The organism is Streptomyces sp. NBC_01384 (assembly GCF_045040035.1).
Lineage (GTDB): Bacteria > Actinomycetota > Actinomycetes > Streptomycetales > Streptomycetaceae > Streptomyces.
In genome coordinates, this window is record NZ_CP109559.1 from 9,992,244 (window position 1) to 10,005,209 (window position 12,966).

10 protein-coding genes and 1 pseudogene are annotated in these 12,966 nt (G+C 69.0%); 7 read left to right on the top strand and 4 right to left on the bottom strand.

The genetic code is table 11. From position 1 onward, the window contains the following. Nucleotides 1-449: 449 nt before the first annotated feature. Nucleotides 450-1,430: a Dyp-type peroxidase gene (locus OG747_RS45965; RefSeq protein ID WP_405885305.1), complete on the top strand. Its 981-nt coding sequence runs from the start codon at nucleotides 450-452 to the stop codon at nucleotides 1,428-1,430. Between the two features lie 115 nt (nucleotides 1,431-1,545). Here the strand turns inward: OG747_RS45965 and OG747_RS45970 are convergent, their stop codons facing one another. After that, nucleotides 1,546-2,052, bottom strand: coding sequence for a hypothetical protein (locus OG747_RS45970; protein ID WP_405885306.1), 507 nt, complete (start codon nucleotides 2,050-2,052; stop codon nucleotides 1,546-1,548). 831 nt (nucleotides 2,053-2,883) lie between these two features. Between OG747_RS45970 and OG747_RS45975 the strand changes: the two genes are divergently transcribed. From OG747_RS45975 to OG747_RS45985, 3 genes are all read left to right on the top strand, one after another. Then, a complete protein-coding gene (locus tag OG747_RS45975; RefSeq protein ID WP_405885307.1) occupies nucleotides 2,884-4,164 on the top strand; it encodes an MFS transporter in 1,281 nt (426 codons plus the stop codon). A 147-nt stretch (nucleotides 4,165-4,311) separates the two neighbouring features. Beyond that, nucleotides 4,312-5,685: a cytochrome P450 gene (locus OG747_RS45980; RefSeq protein WP_405885308.1), complete on the top strand. Its 1,374-nt coding sequence runs from the start codon at nucleotides 4,312-4,314 to the stop codon at nucleotides 5,683-5,685. Between the two features lie 972 nt (nucleotides 5,686-6,657). Continuing rightward, entirely contained in the window at nucleotides 6,658-8,928 is a 2,271-nt protein-coding gene (locus tag OG747_RS45985; RefSeq protein ID WP_405885309.1) for a M4 family metallopeptidase, read from the top strand. An 80-nt stretch (nucleotides 8,929-9,008) separates the two neighbouring features. On the opposite strand, the gene OG747_RS45990 is transcribed toward OG747_RS45985, so the two are convergent. Continuing rightward, nucleotides 9,009-10,124, bottom strand: a complete 1,116-nt coding sequence (locus OG747_RS45990) for a PP2C family protein-serine/threonine phosphatase (protein ID WP_405885310.1) — start codon at nucleotides 10,122-10,124, stop codon at nucleotides 9,009-9,011. A 99-nt stretch (nucleotides 10,125-10,223) separates the two neighbouring features. Between OG747_RS45990 and OG747_RS45995 the strand changes: the two genes are divergently transcribed. Beyond that, nucleotides 10,224-10,577 carry a hypothetical protein gene (locus OG747_RS45995; protein WP_405885311.1) on the top strand — a complete coding sequence of 118 codons (354 nt, stop codon included), beginning with the start codon at nucleotides 10,224-10,226 and terminating at the stop codon, nucleotides 10,575-10,577. Here the strand turns inward: OG747_RS45995 and wrbA are convergent. Next, nucleotides 10,526-11,128, bottom strand: coding sequence for an NAD(P)H:quinone oxidoreductase (gene wrbA / locus OG747_RS46000; RefSeq protein ID WP_405886052.1), 603 nt, complete (start codon nucleotides 11,126-11,128; stop codon nucleotides 10,526-10,528). The genes OG747_RS45995 and wrbA overlap by 52 nt on opposite strands. Before the next feature lie 117 nt (nucleotides 11,129-11,245). Continuing rightward, nucleotides 11,246-11,728 (bottom strand): annotated as a pseudogene (locus OG747_RS46005) (YceI family protein); the annotation flags it as partial. Nucleotides 11,729-11,883: 155 nt separating this feature from the next. On the opposite strand from OG747_RS46005, the gene OG747_RS46010 reads away from it, so the two are divergent. Next, entirely contained in the window at nucleotides 11,884-12,393 is a 510-nt protein-coding gene (locus OG747_RS46010) for a MarR family winged helix-turn-helix transcriptional regulator (protein ID WP_405885312.1), read from the top strand. 42 nt (nucleotides 12,394-12,435) lie between these two features. Beyond that, complete coding sequence (locus tag OG747_RS46015) at nucleotides 12,436-12,888, top strand: MarR family winged helix-turn-helix transcriptional regulator (RefSeq protein ID WP_405885313.1); 453 nt, start codon at nucleotides 12,436-12,438, stop codon at nucleotides 12,886-12,888. Nucleotides 12,889-12,966 lie beyond the last annotated feature (78 nt).

Below are 12,966 nucleotides of genomic sequence, written 5' to 3' on the forward strand. Positions count from 1 at the left end.
GTGCGGATCTGCACTCCCGGAGGCGGCCGGCTACCACACCAACCCCGGACGCGGCGCACGCAGAGATGCAGAGATGCAGAGATGCAGAGATGCAAGTATGCAGAGGAGGGGATCTATGAAGCCCGGCATTCACCCCACTTCGCGGTACGTGGTCTTCCGCGCCCGCGTCGGAGGACCCGCGTCGCAGGACTCGCCTCTCCCAGGATCTGCGAGCGGCACGGGCGCAGTCGTCCCGGTGGGCGACACGCGCGTGGTCGGGGGGGCCGGATGCAACCTCGGCCATGTTCGGAGCCGTTGGCCCGAGCCGCATGGCGTCTGCGTGCAGGGCGCTTTCGCTCGCGGCCGACGCCCCGGATGCCGTTCCTCCGCACTTCGGGGGCTTCGACCGCATGATTGTTCCCGTAGCTGACGTCTGTACCCCCTGTGGGTCCTGCTGAAATGAGGTAAAGGTGGCATCCGAGGAGTCTCGAGAAGCAGCCGCGCAGCCGGTTCTTGCGCCACTCACCATGGCCGCGATCTTTCTGGTCGTGACGGTGAATCCTGGTGGCGAGAAGACAGCGCGGGATCTGCTGGGGGACGTGGCGGCCTTGCAGCGCTCCATCGGGTTCGGCTATCCCGACGGCAGGCTGAGCTGTGTCGTGGGAGTCGGATCGCAGGCGTGGGACCGCTTGTTCGAAGGACCGCGTCCTGAAAACCTGCACCCTTTCCGGGAGTTGCGAGGCAGTCGGCACACGGCGGTGTCGACGCCGGGGGACCTGCTCTTCCATATCAGGGCCAGTCGCCTGGACCTGTGTTTCGGTCTGGCCACCGAGGTCATGGAACGCCTGCGTGGTGCCGTCACGGTCCAGGACGAAGTGCACGGCTTCATGTACCTCGATGCCCGCGATCTGCTCGGCTTCGTCGATGGAACGGAGAACCCCGAAGGCGGAGCCGCGCGTGCCGCGGTGCTGATCGGCGACGAGGATCCGCACTTCGCCGGTGGCAGCTACGTCATCGTGCAGAAGTATCTGCACGACATGGTCGCCTGGAACGCCCTGTCGGTGGAGGAGCAGGAAAGAGTGATCGGTCGCAGGAAGATGAACAATGTAGAGCTGGACGTGCCCGGTTCCCACGTCGACCTCAACACCGTTTCCGCCCCGGACGGCACCGAACTGCGGATCCTGCGGGACAACATGCCCTTCGGCCGGGTCGGCGAGGGAGAATTCGGCACCTACTTCATCGGCTATGCCCGTACCCCCGAGGTCACGGAGCAGATGTTGCGCAACATGTTCCTGGGCGCCGGGTCCGTGAGTCACGACCGCATCCTGGACTTCTCCACTGCCGTGAGCGGAACCCTCTTCTTCGTACCGTCCGCGGAGTTCCTCGAAGAGCTCCCTGCCCTGCCGTCCGCAGCGGCCGCGGCTGAGCCCTCATCCGCCACAGCCCTCTGAGCGGACGCCCGCACCGGCATGCGCTCCGGCTGCCGATCCGCGGGCCTGGGCGAGGAGTTGTGCTCAGGACCGCGGCGTGGGTCAGCCAGGCTTGTCATGGCAGGTCTCCAGGCGTCTACGGGAACTCCACGTCGTGCCGGCGATCACACCTGTCGTCTCGCAGGTGCAGCCGGCGGAGGTCTTGCAATGCGGCGACGGGAAAGGGGTGCTGAACCCACTTCGTCCGATAGCCGTCCTCACCGTGGAGCCGCAGCACCGACTGAGCGGCCTCCACGACGACGTGGCCGAGAAGGCTGCGGGGTTGTTCGGAGCTCCAGGAGAGTGTGCCTTCTTGGTCGGTGGCATCGAAACTCGTGGACATGTCGGGAAACCGGTAGATCGCGATGTCGACATCCGAATCGCTCCCCCGGAGAACCCACCTCGCTTCGGCCGGCTCAAGGTCGAAGGAGAAGCGTTGGACGGGGGTAGGGCCGTAGAGACCCGCCACACCGTGAAGCAAGTCGGCAAGGGCATCCGTGCAGTAACCGACGACGTCCTTCCGCTCCGAGGAGCCGGCCGCGATACGGCACGTCGCCCAACCGCTGCCGCTCAGTTCCCAGCTGAACTGGAGATCATTCGTCATCCCGCCCTCCCCGGTGATCGTCTCCGGAGACGCTACAGCGGAGGTTGGCCCATCTCCCCCTGATCGAGGACGGCTCAAGAGGGCTGAACTCGTGTGGACCGCAGTGGAGTTCGCACGACGCTCTGCAGTGGCCCGGCGGTCGTCTCGCCGGAGTCCGGGCGGTCGCGATGGCGGGCCTTCGTCGCGTCCGCCTGCCCAGGGGGAGCGGGCGGCCGTTGGGAGCTCCGGGCCGGGGGCCGGGGCTTCCCTTGGCTGATGTCATATTTAGCCGCAGGCCTGTGACTTTGGCCGGTTACCCTTTCGGGTGATCGGAAAGTATCGGCTACCTTGTGGCTGCACTAAAGTTGAGGCCTGAACAAGGCGCGCATCAGTGTCATCTCCCCGATCGCGATTCTGTCGTTTCATCCTGCATGCCCGTTTTCTGCTGGCTCGCCTTCCTTTCGAGCGGAGTTCGCGTGACCCGACATCGCGCCATGACGTGGACGAACAGCCTTCTCCGCGCCGGCCCCGCAGGTGGGAAGGGACGCCTGGCCCCGGCGATGTCGCCCGTGTCGATCTGACGACTGGTCGGCGTCGTCCTGACGCCTCCGCGCGGCACCGCCGGGCGGCCCTCTGCCTCGTCCATGCTCGACCCGCTTCATCGGCATCCGCCGTTGAGCTTGTCGTGCACCTGCTCGCCCTTGTCGTCCGTCGCGACCGTCCGTCAACTCCCCGAGCGCCCTCGACGTCCGGTCGGACGAACCCGGTTGTGCCCCGTCCCACGCCACGTCAGGGATTCCCACCTGTCAGGCGTTCCACCCCATCACAGCTGAGTGAAAGCCCCCATACTCCGTGACCATTCAACTGTACGAGGGCCGGCCGGCCGGTCGGCACGCAGCGGTACCGCCCGGCAGCCTGCTCCGCCGGGTCTACGCACCGCGTGCCTTCGACGCGCTCGCCTTCTCCATGTCGACGTACGCCATGCCGCTCCTGGTGCTGGCCACGACCGACTCCGCCTCGCTGACCGGGCTGGCGTTCGCGCTGGAGTGGATACCGCGGGTGGCGGCCTTCGGTCTGGCCGGTGACCTCGTCGACCGGCGCGGGGCCGCCATCGTGTTCTTCCTCTCCTCCTCGGCGCGGGCGGTCCTGGTGGCGGGCGGGAGCATTGCGCTCAGCATGCTCGACCGAGGGACGGCCGAGACGCTCGTCGTGATGGCGCTGGCCGCCGGAACCGGCACGCTGACGCAGTTCAGCTTCATCGCCAACGAGGCCGTGGGCGCGATCGTCAGCCGTCGTACGGACACCCAGGCGCACAAGGTCCAAGCCGTGCTGATCGGCATCGACCAGACGGCGACGCTCACCGGACCCGCGCTGGGAGGTGTGCTGCTGCTGGCCGGTCCGGCCCACATGCTGGCCGTCCTGAGCGTGCTGTCGTGTCTGGCGGCGGCGCTCGCCCTGCAGACCCCGCCGACCCCGCTGCGCGGCTCGCAGAACGGCACCGCGCAGCCCGGAGCAGGCCTCAAGACGGGCTGGCGGACGCTGCGTTCGCTGCCCGCCCTGGGCTGGCTGGTGGGCGGGCTGACCGTCTCGAACCTCGCGCTCGGGTTGCTCCAGTCCGCCAGCCCGATCATCGTGGTCGAGCACTTCGGTCTTTCCCCCGCGGCCGTCGGCACCCTCTGGTCGGCGGCCGCCGCCTCCACGCTCCTCACGGTCGCCGTCTGCCGGTTCGCGCTCAACCGGTTGGGACTGTGGGGAGTCGGCGTCGTGTGCTCCACCATCGCGTCCACGGCCTGTCTCGCCCTGGCCCTCGCGCCCACGTACACCGCCTACGTCGTCCTCATGGCGCTCTTCATGGCGGGCGACGGCGGTCTGACCGTCGTCCTGCGCACCCTGCGCTCACTCCTCATCCCGGCCGCCGTCTTCGGCAGCACCCTCTCCCTGACCATCCTGCTTCTGCTGCTGCCCTTCCCGCTCGCGGGGATCCTGGTCGCCCTCACCCCGCCGTGGGCTCTCGGGTACGTCATCGCGGTGTGCGCCGCTCTGCAAGCCGTCGCCCTCGGTCTCGCCTTCCTGCGACTGCGCACCGATCCGGTTCTGCGAACCCCTGGGAATCCCGCACAGGCCACCGCCTGACCCATGGGCCGCGCCCCGCACCCACCCGTCCGGGCGGTCTGAGGTAGGGTCTGCCACCGGTTCGTAGCCACCGAAGTGTTACGTACCGGTACGGGGAGTGTCGGAGGGCTGCGAGCGGTGGAATCCCACATGGGGTACGGCGGATCCATGGACGTGGACGACACGCGGTTGGAGGCGATGACTACGCAGCCGCTGATGACCAGGGACTACGAGACGCGCCCCGCGCTCGTGTACGAGCGGCTGCGGGAGCGGCACGGCCCGGTCGCGCCGGTCGACCTGCTGGGCGTACCGGCCTGGCTGGTGCTCGGCTACCGCGAGTCGCTCGAAGTCCTCCAGGACGACGACGCGTGGCCGAAGGGGCTGGAGAACTGGCGGGCACGGTCGGAGGGCCGAGTTCCCGCCGACTGGCCGCTCGCGCCCTCCCTGGAGGTCAACCACGTACTGATCCAGGGCGGGCCCGGCTACCAGCCGCTGCGCACGGCGTGGGACGCGGCACTCAAGCCTTTCCAGGACCCGCGCCATCCGCAGACCAAGCGGCTGAAGACGGCCGTCACCGCCCACGCCGACGAGCTGATCACCCTGCTGGGCCAGGGCGGCGGCACAGGCGTGGCGGACCTGTCGGCGCAGTTCTCACGACCGCTGCCGCTGATGGTGGCAAGCCATCTCCTCGGCATCCCCGGCTCGCAGGGCGACGACGCGCTCATGGACATGTGGCGGGTGCTCGACGCGGGGCCGGACGCCGAACCCGCCCTGGAACGACTGCTGGAGACGCTGGTCGAGCTGGCGGCGGCGAAGCGGGCGCAGCCGGGCGACGACTTCCCCTCCTACCTGCTGGCCGCGCACCCGGACCTCTCGCTGGACGCGCTGGCCCGTGAGCTGTTCATGCTGCTCGGCATGACGTCCGACCACGTCGGCATCCTGATCTCCAACACCGTGGTCGAGGTCATCGCGGGGGAGGGCGGCGCCCGTGCCAGCCTGTCCGCCGGGATGGTCAGGGAGACCATGAACCGGGTGGTCATGCGCAAGCCGCCCCTGGTGAACTTCGTTCCGAGATTCGCGGCGAAGGACACTCCCCTCGGCAACTACACGATCCGCGCGGGCGACCCGGTGTGGGTCTCCTCGGCCGCCGCGCACGCCGATCCGCTCTTCGCCGACCACGTGGTGTCGAACACGACGATCAGCACCCGGGCGCACCTCGCGTGGGGTGCGGGCCATCGTCAGTGTCCGGCGCGCGAATTGGCGTCGACGGTCGCCGCGGTGGGTGTGAGCCGGTTGTTCGAGCGGTTCTCCCACCTGGAGCTCGCGCTGCCCGTCGACCAACTGCCCTGGCGCTCCTCCCCGTTCATGCGGGGGCTGCGGTCGCTGCCGGTACGGTACGAACTCGCCGTGCCGCTCGCACCGACGGCGCCCGAGGAGCCGCAGCCCGCCACCTCCGGGACGGTGGTCGGGGACGACCCGGTCGTCCAGCGGCGCTCGTCGCTCTGGCGGTACCTGACGGGGTTGATACGGACCGGCCGCTGAGCCCACACCGCCCCAAACCGCCGACCCCCGGACGGGTCGCACGAGGAACGGCAGGTTCACCACCAGGACGATGTACGCGATGCCTCCGATCGCGACGAGCAGCGTGCATGGTGAAGTGGACCTGACGCCGGCATGCGCACCCCGGGGAAGCGTGCGTGCAGCTCGTACCGATCCAGGGCACCGTGGTCCCTGAAAGGGAGTCTCAACCGCTGCCACAGCTCCTGGAGCCCTTCCGCTTCCCACAGTCGGGTGTCGATCACGACGGGCCTGCCGGTTTTCGAGGTGACGATGATCCGGCCCGTGTGCACACCGTCGAGCGGCAGCCGCACCGTGTGCACCCCGACGAGGGACGACACCGGGGCGGGCACGAGGGACGGATCGGCGGTGGGTTTCCCCTTGCGATCGCAGACGTTCGGCGCGGACGGAGGAGTTGTCTCGTAGTCGGCCACAGGCTCGGTCGGGAACGCGACGCCGTTGGGCGCGAGCACACCGGCGCACGTGGTCCTTCATGCCGTCAGTGGCCTTGTGGTACGCGAACTGCTCCGGATTCACACGGTCCGCCGCTTGTCGCGCGGTCCAGTTCGCAGTGGAGTGACAGCCGTCGGCGTAGAAGCCGGTCGGTGGTGTCATCGCAAGGCGCCCCAAGTGGTGGCAGCCGCCCCACGCGCACCGTCCGGCAGCGGCCGAAAAGAGCCCTGAGCCGGGACGAACATCCAGCAAGCAATAGTCAATTCCAGCCGTTGCTTTGTCATTGCCATGACAAGGCGGCATATGCGATGCCAGTCTGCTCCTGAACGTTCACCGTTCCTTCATACCCCCCACCTCTCGCGCGCCGCCGAGTTCCCACACGCCCCTCGTGCGTCATCTCGCGCAACGCCCTTCCCTGCTCAGCGCGTTGCCAGCCGGCCACACCCTGCCGGCCCGCTCACTCGGCCTGGACCACAGGCCGGTCGTCGCCAGAAGGAGAAGCCCTTGTTACCGCCCCACACCTCCTCGTACCGACGCAGGTACACCGCGGCGTTGGCCCTCACCACCGTCAGTACACTGCTCGCCGCCGGTTTCCACGCCGGCGTCGCGTCCGCGGCTCCCCGCGACCGCGGCCACGCGAAGATCGTCGCCACTCCCCGGGCCGGCGCGGCCCCGGCGAAGCTGTCTCCCGCCCAGCACGCCGCGCTCCTGAAGAGCGCGGGCGCCGCGGTCACCGACACCGCGAAGACCCTCGACCTCGGCTCCAAAGAGAAGCTGATCGTCAAGGATGTGGCGAAGGACGCCGACGGCACCACGCACACCCGCTACGAGCGCACCTACGCCGGCCTGCCGGTCCTCGGCGGCGACCTGGTCGTGCACACCAAGGACGGCCGTACCACCGTGTCCGAGGCCGCCAAGGCCGCCCTCAAGGTGCCGACCACCACGCCCGAGCTCGCCTCCAGCACCGCCGCCCACAAGGCACTCGCGGTGGCGAAGAAGGCCGACGCCACGCGTCCCGAGGTCGACGGCTCCCCCCGGCTGGTCGTCTGGGCCGCCGGGGTCAAGCCGGTCCTGGCCTGGGAGTCGGTGGTCGGGGGCACCCAGGAGGACGGCACGCCCAGCGAGCTCCACGTCATCACCGACGCCGCCTCGGGCAAGGCCCTGTTCGACTTCGAGGCCGTGCGCACGGGGACGGGCACGGGCCAGTACAGCGGGACGGTTCCGCTCGGCACCACGCAGTCCGGCTCCTCGTACCAACTGGTGGACGGCGACCGTGCGGGCCACCGCACCTACGACCTGAACCAGGGCACCTCCGGGACCGGCACCCTCTTCACTGATGACAACGATGTCTGGGGTGACGGCACCCAGAGCGACCGGCAGACGGCCGCTGTGGACGTGGCCTTCGGCGCCGCGGCCACCTGGGACTACTACAAGGACGTCTTCGGCCGCAACGGCATCCGCAACGACGGCGTCGCCGCCTACAGCCGGGCGCACTACGGCAACAGCTACGTCAACGCCTTCTGGTCCGACACCTGCTTCTGCATGACGTACGGGGACGGCGCGAGCAACGCGCACCCGCTGACCGCCCTGGACGTCGCCGCGCACGAGATGAGCCACGGCGTCACCGCCGCCACCGCGGGCCTCAACTACTCCGGTGAATCCGGCGGCCTCAACGAGGCGACCTCGGACATCTTCGCCGCCGCGGTCGAGTTCCACGCCAACCTGCCCGCCGACGTCCCCGACTACCTGGTCGGCGAGAAGATCGACATCAACGGCAACGGCACCCCCCTGCGCTATATGGACAAGCCCTCCAAGGACGGGGCGTCGCGCGACAACTGGGACTCCTCGCTGGGCGGCCTCGACGTCCACTACTCCTCCGGACCGGCCAACCACTTCTTCTACCTCCTCTCCGAGGGCAGCGGCGCCAAGACCGTCAACGGGGTCTCGTACGACAGCCCGACCTACGACGGTGTGCCGGTGACCGGCATCGGCATCGAGAACGCCCAGCGGATCTGGTACCGGGCCCTCACTACCTACATGACCTCCACCACCGACTACGCCGGCGCCCGGACAGCGACGCTCCAGGCCGCCGCCGACCTCTTCGGCGCGTACAGCGACACCTACCTCGCCGTCGCCGCCGCCTGGGCCGGGATCCACGTCGGCGACCGGATCGCGCTCGGCGTCAACGTGGCCCCGATCGACGACCAGATCAGTGGCGTCGGCCAGCAGGTCTCCCTGCAGACCAGCGCCTACACCACCAACTCCGGCGCCGGCCTGACCTACCAGGCCACCGGTCTGCCGGACGGCCTGACGATCAGCGACACCGGCCTGATCTCCGGCGTCCCCACCACCACCGGGACCGGCGACGTGACCCTGACGGTCGCCGACAGCACCGGTGCGGCCGTCTCGGTGAGCTTCAACTGGCGGGTGGCGAACATCTTCGCCAGCGGCACGCGCGTCGACATCCCCGACAACGGACCCGCGGTCGAATCGCCGATCACCATCACCGGCCAGACCGGCAACGCCTCGGCCACCACCCAGGTCTACGTCAAGATCATCCACACGTACCGAGGTGACCTGACGGTCGACCTGGTCGGCCCCAACGGCACCGTCTACTCGCTGCTGAACCACAGCGGCGGCAGCGCCGACAACGTCGACCAGACCTTCACCGTCGACGCCTCCGCGCAACCCGTCAACGGCACCTGGATCCTGCGGGTGCGTGACACCGCCGCGATCGACGTCGGCTACATCCAGCAGTGGCAGCTCACCCCCTGACCTCCACCAACCCACCTCGCCCGCCCGGACCGCCGCACACGGCCCGGGCGGACGAGCCCGTTCACCCGGGCCTGTCCCCGTCAGCGGGCTCGGTCGCGGTCGTCCTGAGCGTCGGGCGTGAGGACCAGCATCGTGACGTCGTCGCGCACCACGGTGCAGAACCGTACGAGGTCTCCCCACACGCGGACGGTGAGTTCGCCGGGCGCCTCCCGGGCGAAGGTGGTCAGGCGTTCGGCCAAGGGATAGAAGGCACCTGCCTTGTCCCGGCTCTCGCTCACACCGTCGGAGCTCAGGAACAGCCGGTCGCCGCGCTCGAGTCGGACGGTGCAGACCTGCGGCGGAGAGTTCTCGAAGAATCCGAGACCGAGGGGAGCCCCCGGTTCGAGAACGAGTTCGACGGCCTTTCCGTCACGCAGCAGAAACGGATGCGGATGTCCGCACGACGTCAGCCGCACCGCGTCCGCGTCGGGTGAGAACTCCAGGAGCAGGGCGGTCGCGAACAGCTCGGTGTGCTCGGTCTGGGACGAGTCCACGACCAGCCGGCGATCGAGGCGGGCCGCGGCCGACTTCAGGTCGCCCTGGTCGAGCACCGTCTCCCGGAACGCCCCGAGGAGCGAGGCGACCGTCCCGACGGCCGACAGCCCGTGTCCTTGCACGTCGCCCATCACGGCTCGTACGCCGAAGGGGCCGTCGCGCACCTCGAAGAAGTCACCGCCCACCAGCGTCTCGCGTTGCGCCGCCCGGTACAGACCCGCGCATCGCACGGGGCCGACGCGTTCGGGAAGCGGCGGCAGCACGGCGAACTGGGCGGCTTCCGCGACCGTGCGCACCGTGACCAGATGGGCGTCGCGCCGGCTGCGCACCAGGGAGACGACGACGCTGAGTACCGCGACGAACGTGATGGTCAGCAGGTCGGTGTTGCCCGGATGGTTGAGCCGCAGCTCCGGTACGTTCAGAAGGACGATGACGACGGCGCCGAAGACGGCCGTCGCCACCGGTCCGTAGGAGAGCACGGCCAGTGACGGGATGGCGCCCAGCAGGAAGCCGATGTCCAAGGGGTGACTGCTCGCGAGTTCGGAGATGCAGACCGCCGCCAGCAGGGCCGGCGGCAGCGCTCGCACCCAACGCGGTGGCGGTGCGCCGCGCAGCCAGCCGCGCTCCTCACGGTCCCGCCGCCGCGGGACGGGCGCGCCCATAGCCCTCCTCCCTACTCCACCACGCTCCTACGTCCGGGGGCCGGGCGCATCACGGCGGGCCCGGCCGGAGCCCGCGGCCCCTGACTCCGCGGGGTGGGCGTGGCGAATCCGTCGGAGGCGGCCGGAGATCTGACATTCGCCTTCGCGCGGGAGGTGGCCAGGGTCACCCCACGTGGCAAGGTCACGATCCTCGCCACGCCACCGCCCACAATCTCCGGCACGGCCGTCGTCTCCGGCGTCGTCCGGGCTCCCGACGACACCCTGTACGTGAACTACAACGCCGACGCCGAATCCGGAATCCGGCGGCTCGATCCGCACGGCGGCGCCCCTGAACAGGTGGGCGGGTTCGGCCCGTTCCGGCGGCACGTAGTCAGCGGCGCCGGAACGGGCCTGCCCACGGTTTACGCGTTCTTGAGCTGCGCGGTGACGGCGGCCACGCGCTTGCCCTGGTAGACGGCGGCGGCACGGGCGGTGTCGTCGACGGGGACGGTCCCCTGGCCGCTGACGTGGCTGGTGCCGTAGGGGTTGCCGTCGGCGAACTTCACGGGGTCGGTATAGCCGGGAGTGACGAGGATGCCGCCGAAGTGGTGGACGGAGTTGTACATGGCCAGCAGGGTGGACTCCTGGCCACCGTGGGCGCTGGAGGTGGCGGTGAAGCCGCTGTAGACCTTGTCGGCCAGCTTGCCCTGTGCCCACAGGCCGCCGAGGGCGTCGATGAACTGCTTGAGCTGGCTGGCGACGTTGCCGAACCGGGTCGGGGAGCCGAAGATGACCGCGTCCGCCCACTCGATGTCGTCCGGGGTCGCCACCGGGATGTCCTCGGTGGCCACCATGTGCGCCGCCCAGGCGTCGTTGGTGGCGATGGCCTCCTTGGGGGCCAGTTCGGCCACACGCAGAAGCCGTACCTCCGCCCCTTCCTTGCGGGCGCCCTCGGCCACCGACTCCGCTAGCTCGTGGACCGTCCCGGTGGAGGAGTAGTAGATCACTGCGATCTTGGGAGACATCAGAAGTTCCTTTTCTTGTTCTGTCGGAGCGACGGCGCGAGTCGCCGTGCCGACGGTCGGGTTCGCGGTCGGGTTCGTAGTGGGGTTCGCGGTGGGGTTCGCGGTGGCGGTCAGGGAAAGCTGCAGTCGGCGGGCTGCCATCCCGCGGGCGGCTGTCAGGCCGTGGCGGTATCGGTCGACGGTCACCGAGGCCGAGAGCCGCAGCGATCCGTCCCTGACGGTCAGTGAGTCGATCGTCAGTTGAACGGGAGCCTGGTGCCCCCGGAGCGTGAGCAACCCCTCCACCATCCAGACGCCGTCCTCACCGCGGACTACCCCGCTCGACTCGAAGCGGATGGCCGGGTGCCGGTCCGCGTCCAGGAACGCGGGCGAGCGCACGTGATCGTCCCGGCGAGCCACACCGGTCCGGAAGCTGTCCGCCGCGACGACCGCGTGTACGGCCGACTCGGTCACCGGCTCGGTGACGGAGATGCTCGCCGACTCCAGCGCGAAGGTGCCGTTCACCTTGCCGAGGCCGAACAGGTGCCGAGTGGTGAAGCTGATGGACGATCGCGTCGGATCGACCTGGTAGGTCCCGGCGGGGGGCAACTGAACACTCATGCCCTTGTGGCCTCTCACTCGTCGTCGCACACGGCGATCCCAGATAGATTGTTCTTTGCGTAAGCAAGAATCATTGGTGTGCTAGTGCTTTGTCAAGCAAGTAAACTGGGAGATGTGAACCGGCTCAGGCCGCGACCGGGAGGAAGGGTGAGGGCATGGAGGCGTGGGACTGGGGGAGGGTGGCGGCTTCGGAACCGCTGAGCTGTGAGGAGGAGCGCCTGTGGCGTTCGCTTCAGAGGCTGCTGGTGGCCTTGCCCCGCGCGCTGGATGAGGATCTGCTGCGCTGCACAGGCTTGTCGCTCACCCAGTACATCGTTCTGATGCACCTCTCGGAGGTGGCCGGCAACCAGCTGCGCATGACGGACCTGGCCGCTGCGACCGCCCTGTCCGCGAGCCGCATCACGCGGGTGGTGGAGGATTTGCAGGCCGATGACCTGGTGGTCAAGCGACGCCATGCGACGGACGCCCGAGGGTATGTGGCTGTGATCACGGAGGAGGGCCGGCGGCGGCTGCGCGGCGCCTATCCGGCCCATCTGGTCAGCGCCCGCAGGCGAGTCATGGATCAGCTGGATCCCGCGATCGTCGGCCCGCTCGCCGCACAGGTGGAGTCGGTCGCCGACCGGCTCTGTGCGGCGCCGCAGGCTGCACGAGAACCCGAGGTCTGATCACTGCTTGAGCTTGCTTGCTTGAGCACGTAAGCTGTAAGGATGAGTGAAACCGATGCGCTGACCGCCGAGGAAGAACGATTCTGGCGTGCCCTGATGCGCGTCATCATCGCGCTCCCGCGCTCGCTGGACGACGATCTGCTGCGGTCCACGGGACTGACGCTCTCCGAGTACGTCGTCCTCGTGAACCTCTCCGAGGCCGAGAACCAGGAGCTGCGGATGACGGATCTCGCCTCGGCCAGCGCCCTGTCGGCAAGTCGGATCACCCGGATCGTGGACACGCTCCAGGCGCGGGGCCAGGTGGTCAAGCGGCGCCACGAATGCGACGGCCGGGGCAATGTGGCCTCTCTGACCCCGGAGGGGCTGAAGCGTATCGAGGCCGCTTACCCCGTTCATCTGGCCAGTGCCCGCAAGCGGGTGGTCGACCAGCTCGACGGACGCTCCCTGCCCGCCCTGGTGAGGCAGTTCGAAGCCGTAGTGAAAAAGCTCGACTGAATCAGGCCACGGACGGCCGTGTCTCGGTCCGGTCGACCATCAGTTCGCGCCCGGCGAAGAGCAACCCGCCGTCCTGCT